General features: G+C 70.2%; 20 protein-coding genes and 1 pseudogene. 11 read left to right on the top strand and 10 right to left on the bottom strand.

What is annotated here, in order from left to right:
* Positions 1 to 28: 28 nt before the first annotated feature.
* The 7 genes from ACTWOL_RS25845 to ACTWOL_RS25815 form a co-directional block, all read right to left on the bottom strand.
* Positions 29 to 409, bottom strand: a complete 381-nt coding sequence (locus tag ACTWOL_RS25845; RefSeq protein WP_474299178.1) for a hypothetical protein — start codon at positions 407 to 409, stop codon at positions 29 to 31.
* 43 nt (positions 410 to 452) lie between these two features.
* A complete protein-coding gene (locus tag ACTWOL_RS25840) occupies positions 453 to 875 on the bottom strand; it encodes a hypothetical protein (RefSeq protein WP_474299177.1) in 423 nt (140 codons plus the stop codon).
* A 69-nt stretch (positions 876 to 944) separates the two neighbouring features.
* Entirely contained in the window at positions 945 to 2,645 is a 1,701-nt protein-coding gene (locus ACTWOL_RS25835; protein ID WP_474299176.1) for an acyl-CoA mutase large subunit family protein, read from the bottom strand.
* A gap of 106 nt (positions 2,646 to 2,751) precedes the next feature.
* A complete protein-coding gene (locus ACTWOL_RS25830) occupies positions 2,752 to 3,084 on the bottom strand; it encodes a DUF3817 domain-containing protein (RefSeq protein WP_474299175.1) in 333 nt (110 codons plus the stop codon).
* 128 nt (positions 3,085 to 3,212) lie between these two features.
* Positions 3,213 to 3,722, bottom strand: a complete 510-nt coding sequence (locus ACTWOL_RS25825) for a MarR family winged helix-turn-helix transcriptional regulator (protein WP_474299174.1) — start codon at positions 3,720 to 3,722, stop codon at positions 3,213 to 3,215.
* A gap of 106 nt (positions 3,723 to 3,828) precedes the next feature.
* Positions 3,829 to 4,125 carry an MTH1187 family thiamine-binding protein gene (locus tag ACTWOL_RS25820; RefSeq protein WP_474299173.1) on the bottom strand — a complete coding sequence of 99 codons (297 nt, stop codon included), beginning with the start codon at positions 4,123 to 4,125 and terminating at the stop codon, positions 3,829 to 3,831.
* Entirely contained in the window at positions 4,122 to 4,466 is a 345-nt protein-coding gene (locus tag ACTWOL_RS25815) for a DUF3817 domain-containing protein (RefSeq protein ID WP_474299172.1), read from the bottom strand. Before ACTWOL_RS25815 ends, ACTWOL_RS25820 begins: the two co-directional genes overlap by 4 nt.
* Before the next feature lie 179 nt (positions 4,467 to 4,645).
* Here ACTWOL_RS25815 and ACTWOL_RS25810 point away from each other — a divergent pair, with 179 nt between their 5' ends.
* From ACTWOL_RS25810 to ACTWOL_RS25795, 4 genes are all read left to right on the top strand, one after another.
* Positions 4,646 to 5,278 carry an AIM24 family protein gene (locus ACTWOL_RS25810; RefSeq protein ID WP_474301262.1) on the top strand — a complete coding sequence of 211 codons (633 nt, stop codon included), beginning with the start codon at positions 4,646 to 4,648 and terminating at the stop codon, positions 5,276 to 5,278.
* Entirely contained in the window at positions 5,278 to 5,928 is a 651-nt protein-coding gene (locus tag ACTWOL_RS25805) for an AIM24 family protein (protein ID WP_474299171.1), read from the top strand. The genes ACTWOL_RS25810 and ACTWOL_RS25805 overlap by 1 nt, the downstream gene beginning before the upstream one ends.
* Entirely contained in the window at positions 5,925 to 6,740 is an 816-nt protein-coding gene (locus tag ACTWOL_RS25800; protein ID WP_474299170.1) for an AIM24 family protein, read from the top strand. Before ACTWOL_RS25805 ends, ACTWOL_RS25800 begins: the two co-directional genes overlap by 4 nt.
* A 118-nt stretch (positions 6,741 to 6,858) precedes the next feature.
* Positions 6,859 to 7,335 (top strand): MarR family winged helix-turn-helix transcriptional regulator, encoded by a 477-nt coding sequence (locus ACTWOL_RS25795; RefSeq protein WP_474299169.1) that lies wholly within the window; start codon positions 6,859 to 6,861, stop codon positions 7,333 to 7,335.
* An 82-nt stretch (positions 7,336 to 7,417) separates the two neighbouring features.
* Here the strand turns inward: ACTWOL_RS25795 and meaB are convergent, their stop codons facing one another.
* Complete coding sequence (gene meaB, locus ACTWOL_RS25790) at positions 7,418 to 8,374, bottom strand: methylmalonyl Co-A mutase-associated GTPase MeaB (protein ID WP_474299168.1); 957 nt, start codon at positions 8,372 to 8,374, stop codon at positions 7,418 to 7,420.
* Positions 8,375 to 8,435: 61 nt separating this feature from the next.
* On the bottom strand, positions 8,436 to 9,638 hold the full coding sequence (locus ACTWOL_RS25785; protein ID WP_474299167.1) for an acetyl-CoA C-acetyltransferase: 1,203 nt from the start codon (positions 9,636 to 9,638) through the stop codon (positions 8,436 to 8,438).
* A 148-nt stretch (positions 9,639 to 9,786) separates the two neighbouring features.
* Here ACTWOL_RS25785 and mce point away from each other — a divergent pair, with 148 nt between their 5' ends.
* From mce to ACTWOL_RS25750, 7 genes and pseudogenes are all read left to right on the top strand, one after another.
* Positions 9,787 to 10,227 (top strand): methylmalonyl-CoA epimerase, encoded by a 441-nt coding sequence (gene mce / locus ACTWOL_RS25780; protein WP_474299166.1) that lies wholly within the window; start codon positions 9,787 to 9,789, stop codon positions 10,225 to 10,227.
* Between the two features lie 175 nt (positions 10,228 to 10,402).
* Positions 10,403 to 14,380 carry a polarized growth protein Scy gene (gene scy / locus ACTWOL_RS25775; protein ID WP_474299165.1) on the top strand — a complete coding sequence of 1,326 codons (3,978 nt, stop codon included), beginning with the start codon at positions 10,403 to 10,405 and terminating at the stop codon, positions 14,378 to 14,380.
* 114 nt (positions 14,381 to 14,494) lie between these two features.
* Positions 14,495 to 15,430 (top strand): hypothetical protein, encoded by a 936-nt coding sequence (locus ACTWOL_RS25770; protein WP_474299164.1) that lies wholly within the window; start codon positions 14,495 to 14,497, stop codon positions 15,428 to 15,430.
* Positions 15,431 to 15,770: 340 nt separating this feature from the next.
* Complete coding sequence (locus tag ACTWOL_RS25765; protein WP_474299163.1) at positions 15,771 to 16,727, top strand: ABC transporter ATP-binding protein; 957 nt, start codon at positions 15,771 to 15,773, stop codon at positions 16,725 to 16,727.
* A gap of 3 nt (positions 16,728 to 16,730) precedes the next feature.
* The gene (locus ACTWOL_RS25760) at positions 16,731 to 17,510 is read left to right on the top strand and encodes an ABC transporter permease (RefSeq protein WP_474299162.1); all 780 of its coding nucleotides are present in this window, start codon (positions 16,731 to 16,733) and stop codon (positions 17,508 to 17,510) included.
* A gap of 183 nt (positions 17,511 to 17,693) precedes the next feature.
* Positions 17,694 to 18,608 (top strand): annotated as a pseudogene (locus ACTWOL_RS25755) (ABC transporter ATP-binding protein); the annotation flags it as partial.
* Between the two features lie 197 nt (positions 18,609 to 18,805).
* Positions 18,806 to 19,651 (top strand): ABC transporter permease, encoded by an 846-nt coding sequence (locus tag ACTWOL_RS25750; protein ID WP_474299161.1) that lies wholly within the window; start codon positions 18,806 to 18,808, stop codon positions 19,649 to 19,651.
* A gap of 89 nt (positions 19,652 to 19,740) precedes the next feature.
* Here ACTWOL_RS25750 and ACTWOL_RS25745 read toward each other — a convergent pair whose 3' ends face one another.
* Positions 19,741 to 20,073: a hypothetical protein gene (locus ACTWOL_RS25745; RefSeq protein WP_474299160.1), complete on the bottom strand. Its 333-nt coding sequence runs from the start codon at positions 20,071 to 20,073 to the stop codon at positions 19,741 to 19,743.
* Between the last annotated feature and the right edge of the window lie 121 nt (positions 20,074 to 20,194).

Below are 20,194 nucleotides of genomic sequence, written 5' to 3'. Positions count from 1 at the left end.
CGAAGGTGTCCAAAGGCCCGGAGAGGACCTACGGTCTCCCTGGCCAGGTCACGTCCCGCCGGGGTGGGGCCTCGTCGGGCGGCAGCAGCCCGGCGGCGACCAGCGCTGCCCGGCCCGCCAGATACCCGGCGACGTAGTAGCTGTGGCCGGAGCGGTCCGTCGGGTGCAGGCGGCCCCCGGTGACCGTGACCCGGGCGCCGATCCCGTCAAGCCCTTGCTGGATGCCCTTCCACAGCGGACCGGTGAACTCGTCGGGCAGCTCGTCCTGCGGCGCCGTGCTGCGGAACTCCGCCGTACCGCCCTCCGCGGGCGGCTCGAAGTCGGCGGTGAAGTGCGCGAACTTGGGGGCGCAGCTGACACGGTGGAAGTGCACCCGGATGTCGCGCACGGGAACGGGAAGACCAGCCATCGCGCCACGGTAGGTGCGTGCCGACCGGTCGCTCCAGCCGTTTTCACGGATGCCGCGGGCCGCGCTCCCCGATGAACCGGGACTTGTCCGGCCAGGTCACCTTGGTGAGCTTGTGGGCTTCCTCGGGCGGCAGAAGCCCTGCCGTGATCAGTGCGGCGCGGGCCGCCATCTGCCCAGCGATCTTGAAGCCGTACTCGGATGAGTCCACGATGTGGTGCCGTCCGGCGGTGACCAGTACGAACGCTTCGACGCCGGCGTCCCTCCCGAGTCTTTCGGCCACGCCCGCGCGGAACGCGGCGACGTACTCCTCCGGGACGTCCTCGTCGGGCACGAGATTCATGAAGTCCGGCTCACCGCTGTCGTACGGCGGCTCGAAGGTGGCGGTGATGTCCGCGAAGGGACCGCAGCCGCCGACGTAGTGGAAGAAGACGCGTATACCGCGCACGGGAACGGGAAGACCGGCCATCGCGCCACGGTAGGGGCACGATGACCGGTCTCTCCAGCGGGTTTCCGGCGCGAGGGGGCCGGATCGGGGTCAGAAGCCGGGGGGCTCCGTGTACGTGCCCCACTCGTCCCGCAGCGCGTTGCAGATCTCGCCGAGCGTGGCCTCGGCGCGGACCGCGTCGAGCATGGGCTCGATCATGTTGGAGCCGTCGCGTGCGGCGGTCAGCATGGCCTCGATCGAGGTCTTGACGCGTGCGTCGTCGCGCTTGGCCTTGCGCTCGCCGAGGATGCGGACCTGCTCCCACTCGACCTCGTGGCTGACGCGGAGGATCTCCAGGTCACCGGTGACCGAGCCGTGGTGGACGTTGACGCCGACGACGCGCTTGTCGCCCTTCTCCAGGGCCTGCTGGTAGCGGAAGGCGGATTCGGCGATCTCGCCGGTGAACCAGCCGTCCTCGATACCGCGCAGGATGCCGGAGGTGATGGGCCCGATGGGGTGCTTGCCGTCCGGGTGGGCGCGCAGCCCGCGCTCCCTGATCTGGTCGAAGATCTTCTCGGCGTCGGCCTCGATGCGGTCGGTGAGCTGCTCCACGTACCAGGAACCGCCCAGCGGGTCGGCGACATTGGCGACGCCGGTCTCCTCCATCAGCACCTGCTGGGTGCGCAGGGCGATCTCGGCGGCCTGCTCGGACGGCAGGGCGAGGGTCTCGTCGAGTGCGTTGGTGTGCAGCGAGTTCGTACCGCCGAGCACGGCCGCGAGGGCCTCGACCGCGGTACGGACCACGTTGTTGTACGGCTGCTGGGCGGTCAGCGAGACACCGGCGGTCTGGGTGTGGAAGCGCAGCCACTGGGCCTTGTCGGTCTTCGCGCCGTAGACCTCCTTCATCCAGCGGGCCCAGATGCGGCGGGCGGCGCGGAACTTGGCGATCTCCTCGAAGAAGTCGACGTGCGCGTCGAAGAAGAAGGAGAGCCCGGGTGCGAAGACGTCGACGTCCAGGCCCCGGCTGAGGCCGAGCTCGACGTATCCGAAACCGTCCGCGAGGGTGTACGCCAGCTCCTGCGCGGCCGTCGCGCCCGCCTCGCGGATGTGGTAGCCGGAGACGGAGAGCGGCTTGTACGCCGGGATGCCGCGGGCGCAGTACTCCATCAGGTCGCCGATCAGGCGCAGATGGGGCTCGGGCTCGAACAGCCATTCCTTCTGGGCGATGTACTCCTTGAAGATGTCGGTCTGGAGCGTGCCGTTGAGCACACCCGGGTCGACACCCTGCCGCTCGGCCGCGACGAGGTACATACAGAAGGCCGGGACGGCGGGGCCGCTGATCGTCATCGAGGTCGTGACGTCGCCGAGCGGGATGTCCTTGAAGAGGACCTCCATGTCGGCGGCGGAGTCGATGGCGACTCCGCAGTGGCCGACCTCGCCGAGCGAGCGGGGGTCGTCGGAGTCGCGGCCCATCAGCGTGGGCATGTCGAAGGCGACACTGAGCCCGCCGCCGCCGGCGGCCAGGATCATCTTGTAGCGCTCGTTCGTCTGCTCGGCGTTGCCGAAGCCCGCGAACTGGCGGATGGTCCAGGTGCGGCCGCGGTAGCCGGTCGGGTACAGACCGCGCGTGAAGGGGTACTCACCCGGCCACCCGATCCGCTCGAAACCCTCGTAGGTGTCGCCGGGCCGTGGCCCGTATGCCGGCTCGACCGGGTCACCGGAGAGCGTGGTGAAGTCGGCGTTCCGCTTCTTTGCGGTGTCGTATCGGGCCTGCCAGCGGCGGCGGCCCTCGTCGATGGCGTCAGCGTCCATACCTTCGAATTTACTAGGACGTCCTAGTAAATGTCGATGGCAGACCGCCGTATGTGCGTACGGCGGTGGTGGCGGCTCGCTCGGCTACGCCTTGACCGGGCCTGGACTACGCCTTGACCGGGGCCGGAGCGCCGTCCGTGATCAGCGGCTCGACCTCGCGGACGACCTGGCGTTCGACGAAGAAGGCGGCGGTCGGGATCGTGCCCGACACCAGCACCCACAGGAGCTTCCCGAAGGGCCACCTGGCCTTGGAGCCCAGGTCGAAGGCGAAGATCAGATAGATGATGTAGAGGATGCCGTGGGCCTGGGAGACCGCGAAAGTGATGTCCTCACCCATCTTGAAGCCGTACTTGAACACCATGCAGGTGCACAGCACGAGCAGCATGACGGCGGTGACGTAGGCCATCACCCGGTAGCGGGTCAGCACGCTCTTCTTCATGGCGCCGAGGGTATCCGTCCGCTTTGGGGGATCTTCCGGCGGGTCGGGAGACATGCGTCACGGCGCTCCGGATACGGGGCCACGCGGCCGCGCCCGCGTACGGGTGCGGCACGGACGGCCGCACCTGCTCACTTCGCGTCGAAGTCGTGCGCAGCCACCCTCAGGGGCCGCAGCAGAGCGAAGATCTCCGCGCATTCCTCCCCGTCGTACGCCCCGAGCCCGAAGTCCATCGCCATCAGGTCCCGGGTGGCCGCCTCCACCACCTCGCGGCCCTTCTCGGTGATGGAGGCGAGGGTGCCCCGCCCGTCGTTGGGATTGGGACGCTTGGCGACCAGACCGGACCTCACCAGACGGTCGACGGTGTTGGTGACGGACGTGGGGTGCACCATCAGCCGCTCACCGATCTTGGACATCGGCAGCTCACCGGATTTGGAGAAGGTGAGCAGCACCAGCGCCTCGTAGCGGGCGAAGGTCAGCCCGTACGGCTTGACGACGGAGTCGACCTCGGCGAGCAGGATCTGGTGGGCACGCATGATCGAGGTGATCGCGGCCATCGAGGGCACAGAACCCCAGCGCTGCTGCCAGAGCTCGTCGGCTCGGGCGATGGGGTCGAAGGGGAGGCTGAGGGGCTTCGGCACGGCATCGACCATACCCACTGGTCACATGCTGGTCAGCCCTGTCTCGGTCTTCGGTACGCGCACCGGCCCTTCCGCACCTCCGCCGCCGTCGGCGGTCCGTACGGGGTCAGTCCGCCAGGTGCCGCTCCACGGTCTCGACCTTGGAGGTCAGACCGTCGGTCACACCCGGACGGATGTCCGCTTTGAGAACCAGCGACACCCGCGGCGCGCGCGCCTCGACGGCGGCCACCGCCCGCTTGACGACGTCCATCACCTCGTCCCAGTCCTCCCCCTCGACCGAGGTGAACATCGCGTCGGTGCGGTGGGGCAGCCCGGACTCACGGACCACGCGCACCGCGTCGGCCACGTACTCCCCGACGTCCTCGCCGACACCCAGCGGGGTCACGGAGAAGGCGACGATCATGCGTTGACCACGCCTTCCCGGCGTGCGCGGGAGGCGATCACGGCGTCCGCGGCGGCGCGCTTCAACTTGCGCTCGGCGAAGAAGCCGCCGAAGGGCAGCACGGAAAGGACGAAGTAGAAAGCGGCCGTCCCGATGCTCCACTTGGTGCGGTTCCAGGCGTCCAGCCAGAAGAGCACGTACAGGATGAACAGCACTCCGTGGATCGCGCCCATGACCGGGACCGCGTTGAACTCCGTCGTGCGCTTGAGCACCGAGCAGACGAGCAGCAGCAGGAACGACACGGCCTCCGGAGCGGAGACGAGCCGGAGGCGGTGGAGGGAGGAGGCGGTCTTGATGTCCACGTGAGGCACCTTCGGTGGAGGGGTCGACGGTCTTGTGAACGGACGCACAAGCTCGTCCATTGTGGCACCGCTCTTTTCCCGCCCTTTACCCGGGTGGTCTCAGGGGAGGGTCAGGGTCGGGATCATTCCGGGGGGCCTGTCCTGGAACGTACCGCGCCCAGTACCTTCACCCCGTGGCAATGTTCCGACTTCAAGGCAGCAAAGTGCTCGCCGTCGACATGACCGGGGACGCCGTCAAGGCGAAGAACGGGTCGATGGTCGCGTACGACGGCCAGATGGCCTTCAAGAAACTGTCCGGCGGCGGTGAGGGCATCCGCGGCATGGTGACCCGCCGTCTCACCGGCGAGCAGATGACGATGATGGAGGTGAAGGGCCAGGGCACCTGCTACTTCGCCGACCGCGCATCCGAGATCAACCTCGTTTCGCTGCACGGCGACAAGCTGTACGTCGAGTCGAGCAATCTGCTGTGCGCGGACGGCGGGCTGCGCACCGGCACCAGCTTCACCGGGCTGCGCGGCGGCGCGACGGGCAACGGACTGTTCACGACCACCGTCGAGGGCACCGGCCAGGCCGCGATCATGTCGGACGGCCCCGCGGTCGTCCTGAGGGTGACGCCGCAGTACCCGCTCTCCGTTGACCCCGGCGCGTACATCGCCCACCAGGGCAATGTGCAGCAGAGCTTCCAGTCGGGGGTGACCTTCCGCACGCTCCTCGGCGAAGGCGGCGGTGAGGCATTCCAGATCCGGTTCGAGGGCGACGGGCTGGTGTACGTGCAGCCGAGCGAGCGGAACACCATCGGGGGTGACGTCTGATGCCGTTCCGTGAGATCAACTCGAAGATGGTCGAGGCGACCGTCGTCCCGGGCCAGAAGATGTACAGCCAGCGCGGCGCGATGCTGGCGTACAAGGGCCAGGTGTCCTTCACCCCGAATATGGCAGGCGGCCAGGGCGGCCTGATGTCGATGATCGGTCGGCGGGTGGCCGACGAGGCGACCCCGCTGATGACGGTCGAGGGGTCGGGCACCGTGATGTTCGGCCACGGCGGGCACCATGTCCAGGTGATCAACCTGACCGGGGAGACCCTCTGCGTCGAGGCCGACCGGCTGCTCGCGTTCGACGGGACGCTGCAGCAGGGGACGATGTTCATGGGCTCGCAGGGCGGGGTCATGGGCATGGTGCGGGGCCAGATCACCGGCCAGGGGCTGTTCACCACGACCCTGAAGGGCCATGGCGCGGTCGCGGTGATGGCGCACGGCGGTGTGATCGAGCTGCCGATCTCCCCCGGCCGTCCCGTCCATGTCGACCCGCAGGCGTACGTCGCCCACCACGGCGATGTGCGCAACAAGCTCTCCACCGCGCTGAGCTGGCGCGACATGGTGGGCCGCGGCTCGGGCGAGGCGTTCCAGCTGGAGCTGAGCGGCAGTGGTGCGGTGTACGTCCAGGCGTCGGAGGAGAAGCTGTGAGCGCACCTGCGTGGGGCACCCCCGCCCCTGGATCCCCGGCGATCTTCGACCCGATGACCCTGCCGAGTGACGACAACGTCAACGCGTACACCTTCTGTGTGGAACTCAAGGGCTCCCAGTGGTTCCTGCAGAAGGGCAAGATGATCGCCTACTACGGGCAGATCGAGTTCAACGGGATCGGCCATGGCCGGCTGGACCGGCTGATGCGGACGAGCTTCCATTCGCCGCTGCACGCGAGCGACTGGGTGGTGGCCGAGGGCAGCGGCAAGATGCTGCTCGCGGACCGGGCGTTCGATGTGAACTCCTTCGACCTCGACGAGGGCAATCTGACGATCCGGTCCGGGAACCTGCTCGCGTACCAGCCGTCGCTCGCGCTCAAGCAGTCGATCGTCCCGGGCTTTCTGACGCTGATCGGCACCGGCAAGTTCGTGGCCGCGTCGAACGGCCCGGTGGTGTTCATGGAGCCGCCCATCCGCGTTGATCCGCAGGCGCTGGTGGGCTGGGCCGACTGCCCGTCACCGTGCCACCACTACGACCACGGCTATATGAGCGGAGTCATGGGCGGGCTGCGTCAACTGGCCGGGATCGGCGGGGCGTCGGGCGAGGAGCACCAGTTCGAGTTCGTCGGCGCGGGCACGGTGCTGCTCCAGTCGACCGAGGCGCTGATGCCGGAACAGGCCACCGGCGTGGTCCCGCATGGCGACGGCGTACCCGGCGGGGGCCATGGTGGCCATGGGGCACCTGGTCAGCATGGGTCGAGCCCGCGCCTTCCCGGCCAGCTTGGGGACCTCCAGCGTCGCTTCGGGCTGTGAACGGTAGTCTGCGGAGTGTGACGTCGAACGTCTGCACCCGTATCCGGGGGGCTCGGATGCCCGAGGTCACACCCGCAGGCTTCGTCCGAAATTCAACTTCTTAGGGTAGTATCCATATATGGAGACCGAAACTGCCACCCGCTGGCTGACCGACGCGGAGCAGTGCGCCTGGCGCACCTATCTGGATGTCAACAGGCTGTTGACCTACCAGATGGAGAGGGACCTGCAGCCGTTCGGCCTGACCAACAACGACTACGAGATCCTCGTCAACCTCTCGGAGTCGGCGGACCTGCGCATGCGGATGAGCGATCTGGCCGCGGCCACGCTCCAGTCCAAGAGCCGGCTCTCCCACCAGATCACCCGCATGGAGAACGCGGGCCTGGTCCGCAGGGAGAACTGCGAGTCCGACCGCCGCGGGCTGTTCGCCGTCCTCACCGACCAGGGCATGGAGACCATGCGGAAGGTCGCCCCGCACCATGTCGAGTCCGTACGCCAGCACTTCATCGACCTGCTGTCGTCCGAGGCACTGGCCGACCTCCGTGCGTCGCTGACGCCGGTCGCCGAGCATCTGCGCGGCCGCCGCGGAAAGGTCTGACGGAAGCCGTCCGAGCCCGGGCCCGTGGCACGGGCCCGGCATCCCGTATCGCCTCGGGACGACGGGCCCCGGAAGGCGGCCCCTACTCCCCCGTCAGCCCCGCCACCAGCTCGTCCGCCGCCGCGTACGGATCGGTCTCGCCCGCCACGATGCGGGCGGCCAGCGCATCGAGACGACGGTCCCCGTGCAGATCGCCGATGCGTTCCCGCAGCCGGGTGACCGCGATGGTCTCGACCTCGTGGGCCGCGCGACGCGTACGGCGCTCCGTGAGGACGCCGTGCTCCTCCATCCACGCGCGGTGCTTCTCGAGGGCCTCGACGACCTCGTCGATCCCCACGGACCGCGCGGCGACGGTCTTCACGATCGGCGGCCGCCAGTCGCCCGGGGCCCGGGACTCGCCCAGACCGAGCATGTGGTTGAGCTCGCGTGCGGTGGCGTCGGCGCCGTCGCGGTCCGCCTTGTTGACCACGTAGACGTCGCCGATCTCCAGGATGCCCGCCTTCGCGGCCTGGATCCCGTCCCCCATTCCGGGTGCGAGCAGCACCACCGAGGTATCGGCCTGGGAGGCGATCTCGACCTCCGACTGGCCGACGCCCACGGTCTCGACCAGGATCACGTCGCAGCCGGCGGCGTCCAGCACCCGGATCGCCTGCGGCGCGGCCCAGGCGAGGCCGCCCAGATGACCGCGGGTGGCCATCGAGCGGATGTAGACGCCCGGGTCCGACGCGTGATCCGACATCCGGACCCGGTCGCCCAGCAGCGCTCCGCCACTGAACGGCGATGACGGGTCGACGGCCAGGACGCCGACCCGCTTCCCCGCCTTCCGGTACGCCGTCACCAGCGCGGAGGTGGACGTCGACTTGCCGACGCCCGGCGAGCCGGTCAGCCCCACCACATACGCACCGCCGGTCAGCGGTGCGAGCTCCGCCATCACCTCGCGGAGCTGGGGAGCCGCCCCTTCGACCAGTGAGATCAGCCGGGCCACGGCCCGCGGCCGGCCTTCCCGTGCCTGGGCGACCAGCTCGGGGACGTCCACCATCACGCTGCTCCGTTCGACCAGTTGTGACCAGTTGTGACCAGTACCGGGGAAACCGCGGTGGTTACTTGCCCGGCACGCGGACGATCAGCGCGTCGCCCTGACCGCCACCGCCGCACAGCGCCGCCGCACCGACGCCGCCGCCGCGCCGCTTCAGCTCCAGGGCCAGGTGCAGGACGATCCGCGCACCGGACATGCCGATCGGGTGGCCGAGGGCGATGGCGCCGCCGTTGACGTTCACCTTTTCCGGGGATACCCCGAGGTCCTTCATCGACTGCACGGAGACCGCGGCGAACGCCTCGTTGATCTCGATGAGGTCCAGGTCGGAAACCTCCAGGCCCTCCTTCTTCAGGGCGTGCGCGATCGCGTTGGACGGCTGGGACTGCAGCGAGTTGTCCGGTCCCGCCACATTGCCGTGGGCGCCGATCTCGGCGATCCACTCCAGGCCGAGCTCCTGCGCCTTCGCCTTGCTCATGACCACGACGGCGGCGGCGCCGTCGGAGATCTGGGAGGCCGTGCCGGCGGTGATCGTGCCGTCCTTGGTGAACGCGGGACGCAGCTTGGAGAGGGACTCGGCCGTCGTCTCGGCGCGGATGCCCTCGTCCTTGCTGAAGAGGACGGGCTCGCCCTTGCGCTGCGGGATCTCCACGGGGGTGATCTCGGCCTCGAAGAGACCGTTCTTCTGGGCGGCCGCGGCACGCTGGTGCGACAGCGCGGCGATCTCGTCCTGCTCGGGCCGGGCGATGCCGAGACGGGTGTTGTGCTTCTCCGTCGACTCGCCCATGGCGATGCCCTCGAGGGAGTCGGTGAGGCCGTCGTACGCCATCGAGTCGAGCATCTCGATCGCGCCGTACTTGAAGCCCTCGCGGGACTTCGGCAGCACGTGCGGCGCGTTGGTCATGGACTCCTGGCCGCCCGCGACGATCACGTCGAACTCACCCGCGCGGATCAGCTGGTCGGCGAGGGCGATCGCGTCGAGGCCGGAGAGGCAGACCTTGTTGATGGTCAGCGCGGGCACGCTCATGGGGATACCGGCCTTCACGGCCGCCTGACGAGCGGGAATCTGGCCGGCGCCGGCCTGGAGCACCTGGCCCATGATCACGTACTGCACCTGGTCGCCGCCGATACCCGCCCGGTCCAGTGCCGCCTTGATCGCGACACCGCCCAGATCGGCGCCGGAGAAGGACTTGAGGGAACCGAGCAGCCGCCCCATGGGGGTACGGGCGCCGGCGACGATCACGGAAGTGGTGGTGTTCGTTCCAGACATGAGATGGGAATCCCCTTCCAGCGCGGCGGCTGAGGAGTGAACGAGGGTTTACTTGAACTGTACTGAGCCGTTCGCTTCCAGGTCACCGGGCAGCCGGTGTGACGGCGCGCACGTTGCGTAACCATCACCCGGGCGCTCCACTGGAGCCATGCTGACGCGAATCGACCACATCGGGATCGCCTGTTTCGACCTCGACAAGACCGTCGAGTTCTACAAGGCCACCTACGGTTTCGAGGTGTTCCACACCGAGGTCAACGAGGAGCAGGGGGTCCGCGAGGCCATGCTCAAGATCAACGAGACCTCGGACGGCGGCGCCTCGTACCTCCAGCTGCTGGAGCCCACCCGGGAGGACTCCGCGGTCGGGAAGTGGCTGGCCAAGAACGGCGAGGGCGTGCACCACATCGCCTTCGGCACCGCTGACGTGGATGGTGACGCGCAGTCCATCCGCGACAAGGGCGTACGCGTGCTGTACGACGAGCCGCGCATCGGCTCGATGGGGTCCCGGATCACCTTCCTGCACCCCAAGGACTGCCACGGCGTCCTGACCGAACTCGTCACCTCGGCCGACCCGTCCTCGGCGGAGCACTGACCTCCGGATTCCCGGCCCGGTAGAGTAGGCGACTCCGGGCCGGGGCCGGAAGCGGAGTCGCGCCACGGCGCTGTCCGCGGGTGACGTTCGATCTGCCACCATTTCCCCGGGGGGCCGTTCATGAACGGTGCTCGTCTGTACAGAGTTGCGACCAGGGGACGGATGGGACGGCGCAGTGCGGGGCTACGAACGCCAGGAGAGCCACCGAGCTGACGACGACCATCTCTCGCGGTTCGAAGCCGAGATGGAGCGGCTGCGGACGGAGCGGGAGAAGGCCGTCCAGCACGCCGCGGACCTCGGGTACCAGGTCGAGGTGCTGCGGGTCAAGCTCCACGAGGCACGCCGTACGCTGGCGACCCGTCCCGCGTACGACAGCGCGGACATGGGCTACCAGGCCGAGCAGCTCCTCCGTAACGCCCAGATCCAGGCCGACCAGCTGCGCTCGGACGCCGAGCGGGAGCTCAGGGAGGCGCGGGCACAGACGCAGCGCATCCTCCAGGAGCACGCCGAGCACCAGGCACGGCTCCAGGCCGAGCTGCATGCCGAGGCCAACCAGCGCCGCCAGCGGCTCGACCAGGAGCTGGCCGAGCGCCGCCAGACCGTCGAGGCGCACGTCAACGAGAACGTGGCCTGGGCCGAGCAGCTGCGCGCCCGCAGCGAGACACAGGCCCGCCGGCTCCTCGACGAGTCCCGCGCCGAGGCCGAGCAGAACCTCGCGGCCGCCCGCGCCGAGGCCACCCGGGTCGCCGAGGAGACCCGGCAGCGCATCGGCTCGCAGTCCGAGACGGCCCGTACCGAGGCCGAGGCGATTCTGCTGCGCGCCCGCAAGGACGCCGAGCGGCTGCTGAACGCGGCCTCCAACCAGGCCCAGGAGGCCACCAGCCACGCCGAGCGGCTGCGGTCCTCCACCACAGCCGAGTCCGACCAGGCCCGCCAGCAGGCCTCCGAGCTGAGCCGGACCGCCGGGCAGCGGCTGCAGGAGGCGGAGGAGAAGCTCCGCGAGGCGCGCGCCGAGTCGGAGAAGCTCGTCACCGAGGCCAAGGAGGCCGCGGCCAAGGCCCTGGCGAGCGCCGAGTCGTCGAACGAGCAGCGTGCCCGTACGGCCAAGTCGGAGGTCGCCCGGCTGGTCGCGGAGGCCACCAAGGAGGCCGAGGCCGTCAAGGCCGAGGCCGAGCAGGCGCTCGCCGACGCACGCGCCGAGGCGCAGAAGCTGGTCGGGGAGGCCTCCGAGAAGGCCCGCACCATCGCGGCCGAGGACTCGGCCGCGCAGCTCGCGAAGGCCGCGCGTACCGCCGAGGACGTCCTCGACAAGGCGTCCGATGACGCCAAGGCGACCAAGCGCAAGGCCACCGAGGAGGCCGAGCGGATCCGCCGGGAGGCCGAGGCGGAGGCGGACCGGCTGCGCGCCGAGGCCTATGACACGGCCGAGGAACTCAAGGGCGCCGCGAAGGACGACACCAAGGAGTACCGCGCCAAGACGGTCGAGCTGCAGGAGGAGGCGCGGCGGCTGCGCGGCGAGGCCGAGCAGCTGCGGGCCGAGGCCGTCGACGAGGGCGAGCGCATCCGCAGTGAGGCCCGCCGTGAGGCCGTCCAGCAGATCGAGGAAGCGGCCAGGTCCGCCGAGGAGCTGCTGACGAAGGCGAAGGCCGACGCGGACGAGGCGCGGTCCAGTGCCACGACGGACAGCGAGCGGGTCCGTACGGAGGCCATCGAGCGGGCCACGACGCTGCGCCGGCAGGCCGAGGAGACCCTGGAGCGCACCCGCGCCGAGGCGGACCGGCTGCGTACCGAGGCCGAGGAACAGGCGGACGAGACCAAGGCGGCCGCCGAGCGGTCCGCCGCCGAGGTCCGCGAGGAGGCGGCGCGCGCCGCCGTCGCCCGCCGCCGGGAGGCCGACGAGGACCTCACACGGCTGCACTCGGAGGCGCAGAGCCGCAGCGAGGCCGCCGAGCAGGCACTGTCCGAGGCCCGTGCCGAGGCCGAGCGGCTGCGCCGGGAGACCGAGGCGGAGGCCGAGCGGCTGCGCGGCGAGGCCGCCGAGCGGATCCGTACGCTCCAGGAGCAGGCCGAGCAGGAGGCCGAGCGGCTGCGCACCGAGGCCGCGTCCGACGCGTCCGCGTCGCGTGCCGAGGGCGAGTCCGTGGCGGTGCGACTGCGCACCGAGGCCATCACCGAGGCGGAGCGGCTGAAGGTGGAGGCGCAGGAGACCGCGGACCGGATGCGGACGGAGGCGGCAGCCGCGGCCGAGCGAGTCGGCCAGGAGGCCACCGAAGCGCTGGCCGCCGCGCAGGAGGAGGCGTCCCGGCGCCGCAGGGAGGCCGAGGAGATCCTCACGGCGGCCCGTTCGGAGGCGGACCGGGAGCGCGAGCTGGCCCGCGAGCAGAGCGAGGAATTGCTCGCCGCCGCCCGCAAGCGGGTCGAGGAGGCCCAGGCCGAGGCACAGCACCTCGTCGAGGACGCGGACCGGCGGGCCACCGAGATGGTGTCGGCCGCCGAGCAGACCGCCCAGCAGGTGCGCGACTCCGTGTCCGGACTCCAGGAGCAGGCCGAGCAGGAGGTCTCCGGGCTGCGCAGCGCCGCCGAGCACGCGGCGGAGCGCACGCGGACCGAGGCCCAGGAGGAGGCGGACCGGGTCCGCGCCGACGCCTACGCGGAGCGCGAGCGGGCCGGCGAGGACGCGGCCCGCGTCCGGGCCCGCGCCGACGAGGAGGCGGAGGCCGCGAAGGCGCTCGCCGAGCGCACCATGGCGGACGCGATCACGGAGAGCGACCGGCTCCGCTCGGACACCTCGGAGTACGCCCAGCGGATGCGCACGGAGGCGTCGGACGCGCTGGCCTCGGCCGAGCAGGACGCGTCGAGGACCCGGGCCGATGCCCGCGAGGACGCCAACCGCATCCGCTCCGAGGCGGCGGCCCAGGCCGACCGGCTGGTGGGCGAGGCCACGAGCGAGGCCGACCGGGTCACCACCGAGGCCGCGGAGCTGCTGTCGCTCGCCGAGGAGGACGCGGTACGGCTGCGCACCGAGGCGGAGCAGGTCAAGGCCGAGAGCGAGGCACAGGCCGAGGAGCTGCGCGCGGGAGCCCGCGCGGACGGCGAGCAGGTGCTGGACGAGGCACGCAAGGCCGCGGACAAGCGCCGGGCGGACGCGGCCGAGCAGGCCGACCAGTTGATCACCGAGGCGACGACCGAGGCGGAGCGGATCCGGGCCGAGGCAGCGGAGACGGTGGGCTCGGCCCAGCAGGCCGCGGACCGTATCCGGGCCGAGGCGGAGCGGGTGCGCGAGGACGCCGAACGCGCGGCCGAGCAGATGCGCACGAAGGCCCAGGAGGACGCGGACCGGACGCTCGACGAGGCGCGGAGCGACGCGGCGAAGCGGCGTTCGGACGCCGCCGAGCAGGCCGACCAGCTCATGGGCAAGGCCCAGGAGGAGGCGCTGCGCGCCACCACCGAGGCCGAGGAGCAGGCCGACACCATGGTGGGTGCCGCCCGCAAGGAGGCCGAGCGGCTGGTCGCGGCGTCCAGGGTCGAGGGCAACGGGCTGGTGGAGAAGGCGCGTACGGACGCCGACGAGCTGCTCGTGGGCGCCCGCCGGGACTCGACCGCGATCCGGGAGCGCGCGGAGGAGCTGCGCACCCGTGTCGATGGCGAGGTCGAGGAACTGCACGAGCGGGCCCGCCGGGAGGCCGCCGAGCAGCTGAAGGCCGCGGGCGAGCGGGCCGACCAGCTGGTCAGGACGGCGACCGAGCAGCAGGACGAGGCCGCGGCGAGGGCCAAGGAGCTGGTGTCCGAGGCCAATTCGGAGGCCGGCAAGGTGCGGATCGCCGCGGTCAAGAAGGCCGAGGCGCTGCTCAAGGAGGCGGAGCAGAAGAAGGCCGAGCTCGTCCGCGAGGCCGAGGCGGTCAAGGCGGAGGCGGATCAGGAGGCCGACCGCATGATCGCGGACGGCAAGCGGGAGCTGGATGTGCTGGTGCGCCGGCGGGAGGACATCCAGGCCGAGATCACCCGGGTGCAGGACGTGCTCGAGGCACTGGAGTCGTTCGAGACACCGTCCGGAGCCAAGTCCTCCTCCAACAGCGGCTCCGCCGCGGGCGGGGTCAAGGCGGGTGCGTCAGCCGGGGGCACACGTTCGGGTGGCAAGTCCTCCGAGAGCTAGCCACTCAAAAGGCTGGACATTCTCCATATCAAACGGGCATCAGCTCGATGACACGCCGCTCGGGCGCCTAGGATTCCCTCTAACACCTCACCGGTCTCTTTCGACAGGAACCCCATGAGCGACACTTCCTCCCCCTTCGGCTTCGAGCTCGTGCGGCGTGGGTACGACCGCGGTCAGGTGGACGACCGCATTACCAAACTCGTCGCCGATCGTGACAGCGCTCTCTCACGGATCACCTCTCTGGAAAAGCGCATCGAGGAGCTGCATCTCGAGACGCAGAATGCCCAGGCCCAGGTCAACGACGCGGAGCCGTCGTACGCGGGCCTCGGCGCACGCGTCGAGAAGATCCTCCGGCTCGCCGAGGAGGAGGCGAAGGACCTGCGCGAGGAGGCCCGTCGCGCCGCCGAGCAGCACCGTGAGCTCGCCGAGTCGGCCGCCCAGCAGGTGCGCAACGACGCGGAGTCGTTCGCCGCCGAGCGTAAGCAGAAGGCCGAGGACGAGGGCGTCCGGATCGTCGAGAAGGCCCAGGGAGAGGCGAACTCGCTGCGCTCCGACGCGCAGAAGGACGCGCAGTCCAAGCGCGAGGAGGCGGACGCGCTCTTCGAGGAGACCCGTGCGAAGGCCGCCCAGGCCGCCGCGGACTTCGAGACGAACCTCGCCAAGCGCCGTGAGCAGTCCGAGCGGGACCTGGCATCGCGTCAGGCGAAGGCGGAGAAGCGCCTCGCGGAGATCGAGCACCGCGCCGAGCAGCTGCGCCTGGAGGCCGAGAAGCTGCGCACGGACGCGGAGCGCCGCGCCCGTCAGACGGTGGAGACCGCTCAGCGGCAGGCCGAGGACATCGTGGCGGACGCGAACGCGAAGGCCGACCGTATCCGCAGCGAATCGGAGCGTGAGCTGGCGGCGCTGACGAACCGTCGTGACTCCATCAACGCCCAGCTGACCAACGTCCGCGAGATGCTGGCCACGCTGACCGGTGCGGCCGTCGCGGCGACGGGCGCGCCGGACGACGAGCCGATCTCCCGCGGCGTCCCGGCCCAGCAGACCCGCTGACGCCCGCTGCACCTCCCGCCCGTGCCCGGCACCTCTCTGGGAGGTGCCGGGCACGGGCGTTCGTGTCCCGCTCGCGTGCAGGCGTCCGCGGGAGCGGGTGGGCCGGTAGGGCTGGGGGCGGTGGGTGGTGGGCGGTTCACATCGTGGATCACGGCCGCACCACGGACCACGGACCACGGCCGCACCACGGATCATGACCGCACCTCGGATCATGACCGCGGCGGACCGAACAACAGCCACCCCAAGGGGTAATTTCCAGCCATTCTCACGGCGGGGAATCGTCGCGCCCCGTTAGCCAAATCCGGTGGCGCACGCCATCCCGCACCTTTAGCGTGAACGCATGATCGAGCTCGAGGGTCTCACGAAGCGCTTCGGCCCCAAGGTCGCCGTCGACCACCTCTCGTTCCAGGTGCGCCCGGGGGTCGTCACCGGCTTCCTGGGGCCCAACGGTGCCGGCAAGTCGACGACGATGCGCATGATGCTGGATCTGGACAATCCCACCAGCGGGACGGTCCGGATCGACGGCAAGCACTACCGGGACCTTCAGGAACCGCTCACGTACATCGGTGCGCTGCTCGACGCCAAGGCGATGCACGGCGGACGCACCGCGTACAACAATCTGCTCTGCCTCGCCCAGGCGAACCGGATTCCGAGCAGCCGGGTCTCCGAAGTCCTCGACCTGGTCGGTCTGACCGCCGTCGCCAAGAAGAAGTCCAAGGGATTCTCACTGGGTATGGGCCAGCGGCTGGGAATCGCCTCGGCACTGCTCGGCGACCCCCGGGTACTACTCTTCGACGAGCCGGTCAACGGGCTGGACCCCGAGGGAATTCACTGGATCCGCAATCTGATGAAGCTGCTCGCGTCCGAGGGGCGGACGATCTTCGTCTCGTCCCATCTGATGAGCGAAATGGCCCTCACCGCGGAACACTTGATCGTGATCGGCCAGGGCAAGCTCCTGGCCGATATGTCGATGGCCGATTTCATCCATCAGAACTCCCGCAGTTTTGTGCGGCTGCGCTCCCCCCAGCAGGAGCGGCTGCGCGATGTGCTCCACGACCAGGGCCTCACCCCCATCGAGGCGGGCAACGGGACGCTGGAGATCGACGGCGCCACCACCGAGAAGATCGGCGAGCTGGCGGCGGAGCACCGCATCGTGCTCCATGAGCTGAGCGCCCAGCGTGCCTCGCTGGAGGAAGCGTTCATGCGGATGACGGCGGGCGCGGTGGAGTACCACGCGCAGCCGACCGCGACCGGAACCAGCGCCCCGCAGTGGGCCCCGCGCGACAAGGGAGCCTGACCCATGGCAGCGGCATCCGCCGTCCTCCAGTCCGAATGGACCAAGATCCGTACGGTGGCCTCCACCATCTGGACCCTGGCGAGCGCGTTCGCGGTGACGGTCGCCCTGGGCGCCGGGCTGTGCGCGCTGATGGCCTCGACCTTCGACGATCTGCCCGATGCCGAGCGGATCACCTTCGACCCGACGCTGATCAGCTTCTCCGGGATGGTCCTCGGCCAGCTCGCGATGGTCGTCTTCGGTGTGCTGGTCGTCGGCACCGAGTACAGCTCCGGCATGATCCGCACCTCGCTCGCGGCCGTGCCGCAGCGCGCCGCCTTCCTGTTCAGCAAGATCGCCGTGGCGGGGGTGCTGGCGCTGGTGGTGGGCATGGCGACGAGCTTCCTCAGCTTCTTCATCGGGCAGGCGCTGCTCGGCGACCACGGCACGACGATCGGGGAGGAGAACGTCCTGCGGGCCGTCGTCGGCGCCGGGCTGTACATGGCACTGATCGCGATCTTCTCGATGGGCGTGGCGACCATGCTGCGCAGTTCGATGCTGTCGCTCGGCATCCTGATGCCGTTCTTCTTCCTGGTGTCCCAGATCCTGTCGGCCGTGCCCCATGCGAAGGACGTCGCCCGGTACTTCCCGGACCAGGCCGGCTCCAAGATCATGCAGGTGGTCCCGGAGGCGATGAACAGCGATCCGGCGCCGTACGGACCGTGGGGCGGCCTGGGCATCATGGTGCTCTGGGTGGTGGCCGCGCTGCTCGGAGGCTACGCGGTGCTCAAGACACGCGACGCTTAGTCCACGTCCCCTGCCACGTCCCCTGCCGCGTCGGGCCACATTGGGCCACGTCGGGCACGGGTAACGGAACGACACGCCTTGGCCGGAACCGTCAAGGGCTGGATATCCTCCTAACTCTTACGGGGGCGTGCGGCCTGCTACGGCCCGTGCCCCGACGACCTGACCTGTCGATGGGGCTGGAGAATGATCGAGGCGATCGGCCTGACGAAGCGCTACGGCGCGAAGACAGCCGTTGACGACCTGTCCTTCCAGGTGCGACCGGGCGCCGTGACCGGATTCCTCGGACCCAACGGCTCGGGCAAGTCGACGACCATGCGCATGATCGTCGGCCTGGACAGGCCGACTTCCGGCCAGGTCACGGTGGGCGGCCACCCGTTCCGGCAGTTGCCCAACGCCCCGCGCCAAGTCGGGGCGCTGCTCGAAGCCAAGGCGGTGCACGGCGGGCGGAGCGCCCGGAACCATCTGCTGTCGCTGGCCCAGCTGTCCGGGATCCCGGCCCGCCGGGTCGACGAGGTGCTCGGGGTCGTCGGCCTGCAGGACGTCGCCAAGCGGCGCTCCAGCGGCTTCTCGCTGGGCATGGGACAACGCCTCGGCATCGCAGCGGCGCTGCTGGGCGACCCTCAGGTGCTGCTCTTCGACGAGCCCGTCAACGGGCTCGACCCGGAGGGCATCCTGTGGGTCCGCAATCTGATGAAGGCGCTGGCGGCCGAGGGACGTACGGTGTTCGTCTCCTCGCATCTGATGAGCGAGATGGCACTCACCGCCGGCCATCTGATCGTGATCGGGCGGGGCCGGCTGCTCGCCGACATGAGCGTCAGGGACTTCATCGCGGTCAACTCGGCCGGCTTCGCCCGGGTGCGTACTCCGGAGGGCGAGACCCAGCAGCGGGAGAAGCTGACCGCCGCCCTCACCGAGGCGGGTGGACAGGTCATGCCGGAGCGGGACGGAGCGCTGCGGGTGATGGGGCTCCCCCTGCCCGCGATCAGTGACCTCGCTCATGGCGCGGACGTCCGGTTGTGGGAGCTGTCGCCGCACCAGGCCTCCCTCGAGGAGGCGTACATGCGGATGACGCAGAACACCGTGGACTACCGCTCGACGGACGACCGCAAGGCCGGGCTGATGGAGCTGCCACCGCCCGGATACGACCCCGCCCCGGAGCAGACCGTGATCCCCGAGGTGCCGACGCAGGGCTGGTACGCCCCACCGCCGCCCGGACAGAACCCGCACCTCAGCGGGCCCGCGTCCGCGGCGCCCGCCGGCGGTCAGCCCGCTCCGAACGAGCCCGAGGACTCCCGATGAACGCCCCCGCCCCCCACGAGCAGCAGCCGGGCGCCGGCTACGCGTCCCCGATCCCGGTCCGCAGAGCCCACCTCGGTGACGCGATCGTCTCCGAGTGGACCAAGATCCGGTCGGTGCGGTCCACCGTGTGGACCCTCGGCATCATGGTGCTGCTCATCGTCGGCGCGGCGCTCGCCATCAGTGCCCTCAGCGATCCGGCCGGCAGCGAGGAGGTCCCGGAAGCGGTGCAGGCATCGCAGCCGCCCTCCCTGAGTCTCGGCTTCCTCGGTGTGCTGTTCGGATCGATCTGCGTCATCACCCTGGGCGTGCTCACCGTCGCGTCCGAGTTCGGCACCGGCATGATCCGTACGACCCTGACGGCGTGCCCCAGCAGGTCGCGCGTACTGACCGCCAAAGCCATCGTGTTCTTCGGGCTCGTCTTCGTCATCACGACGCTGGCGACCACGCTCGCCGGGGCGATCCTGAGCGGCTTCGTCGACGCCCGTCCGCCCAGCACGTCCGAGTGGCTGCGCGCGACCGTCGGGGCCGCGGCCTATGTCGCGCTGCTCGGACTGGTCGCCCTGGCCATCGGAACGATCATCCGCCACTCGGCCGGTGCGATCACGGTCACGATCGGGGCGATGCTCATGCCGCTGGCGGCGGCCATGTTCATGGTCTCCGACCGCCTGTCGGCCCTGCAGGAATGGCTGCTGGTCTACTCGATCCCGAGCCAGATCGTCACGCTCTTCGGCCAGATCGACTCCCCGGGGCCCGAAGGCTGTGACGCACTCTGGATCATGCTCGGGCTCTCCGCCGTGGCCCTCGGTGGCGCCTACGCCAGCCTGCACAACCGGGACGCCTGAGCCCGGCCGGGGCCCGCAGTCCTGTCCCCGGCGTCCGGACGGGCCTCGCGCCCGTAGGGCGGGCGCCTACGGGCGTGGGGGCGCCCGGCTCAGTACCGCGGCGCGTTACGGGACCGCTGCACCCGTGAGGTGCGGCGGTCCTTCGCGTTCCAGCACGCCTTGTGCCAGTGGCGCCGGTCGTCCACGCCGCCGTGCTCCGGCCAGGCCACCACATGCGGTGTCCCCGACGGGATCTCCTGGTCACACCCCGGGCAGCGGTAGCGCTTGCCGACCGCGCTCGCCCCGGCGACATGACGGACCCACCAGTCCTCGCCCTGCCAGCTCTCGGTCTGCTGAATCCCGCCGTAGCGGGCGCCCTCCCCCTGGTCTGCGCGGTCGGTCGGCTTCTCACCGCCACGGGGGCGGTTGCGGCGCGGAGACACGTAACACCTCATGGGACAGACCGGACGGTTGTCCCCCCAGCCTACGGTCCACGGGGAGGGGTAGGCGCCCCGTACGGAGCGGTGCTCAGGCACCCACAGGGGCCAGTTACCGGAAAATCGC

The sequence above is a fragment of the Micromonospora sp. IBHARD003 genome, assembly GCF_056106285.1.
Note: the sequence above shows the minus strand (reverse complement) of the source record. Positions and strands in the feature narration are given on the sequence as shown.

Bases quoted from the DNA above. Each gene is read 5' to 3' on its own strand.
- ACTWOL_RS25835 (WP_474299176.1), bottom strand. From the start codon at position 2,645: ATGGACGCTGACGCCATCGACGAGGGCCGCCGCCGCTGGCAGGCCCGA.
- ACTWOL_RS25840 (WP_474299177.1), bottom strand. From the start codon at position 875: ATGGCCGGTCTTCCCGTTCCCGTGCGCGGTATACGCGTCTTCTTCCAC.
- ACTWOL_RS25785 (WP_474299167.1), bottom strand. From the start codon at position 9,638: ATGTCTGGAACGAACACCACCACTTCCGTGATCGTCGCCGGCGCCCGT.
- ACTWOL_RS25765 (WP_474299163.1), top strand. From the start codon at position 15,771: ATGATCGAGCTCGAGGGTCTCACGAAGCGCTTCGGCCCCAAGGTCGCC.
- ACTWOL_RS25810 (WP_474301262.1), top strand. From the start codon at position 4,646: ATGTTCCGACTTCAAGGCAGCAAAGTGCTCGCCGTCGACATGACCGGG.
- meaB (WP_474299168.1), bottom strand. From the start codon at position 8,374: ATGGTGGACGTCCCCGAGCTGGTCGCCCAGGCACGGGAAGGCCGGCCG.
- ACTWOL_RS25820 (WP_474299173.1), bottom strand. From the start codon at position 4,125: ATGATCGTCGCCTTCTCCGTGACCCCGCTGGGTGTCGGCGAGGACGTC.
- mce (WP_474299166.1), top strand. From the start codon at position 9,787: ATGCTGACGCGAATCGACCACATCGGGATCGCCTGTTTCGACCTCGAC.
- ACTWOL_RS25795 (WP_474299169.1), top strand. From the start codon at position 6,859: ATGGAGACCGAAACTGCCACCCGCTGGCTGACCGACGCGGAGCAGTGC.
- ACTWOL_RS25770 (WP_474299164.1), top strand. From the start codon at position 14,495: ATGAGCGACACTTCCTCCCCCTTCGGCTTCGAGCTCGTGCGGCGTGGG.
- ACTWOL_RS25830 (WP_474299175.1), bottom strand. From the start codon at position 3,084: ATGAAGAAGAGCGTGCTGACCCGCTACCGGGTGATGGCCTACGTCACC.
- ACTWOL_RS25805 (WP_474299171.1), top strand. From the start codon at position 5,278: ATGCCGTTCCGTGAGATCAACTCGAAGATGGTCGAGGCGACCGTCGTC.
- ACTWOL_RS25845 (WP_474299178.1), bottom strand. From the start codon at position 409: ATGGCTGGTCTTCCCGTTCCCGTGCGCGACATCCGGGTGCACTTCCAC.
- ACTWOL_RS25750 (WP_474299161.1), top strand. From the start codon at position 18,806: ATGAACGCCCCCGCCCCCCACGAGCAGCAGCCGGGCGCCGGCTACGCG.
- ACTWOL_RS25760 (WP_474299162.1), top strand. From the start codon at position 16,731: ATGGCAGCGGCATCCGCCGTCCTCCAGTCCGAATGGACCAAGATCCGT.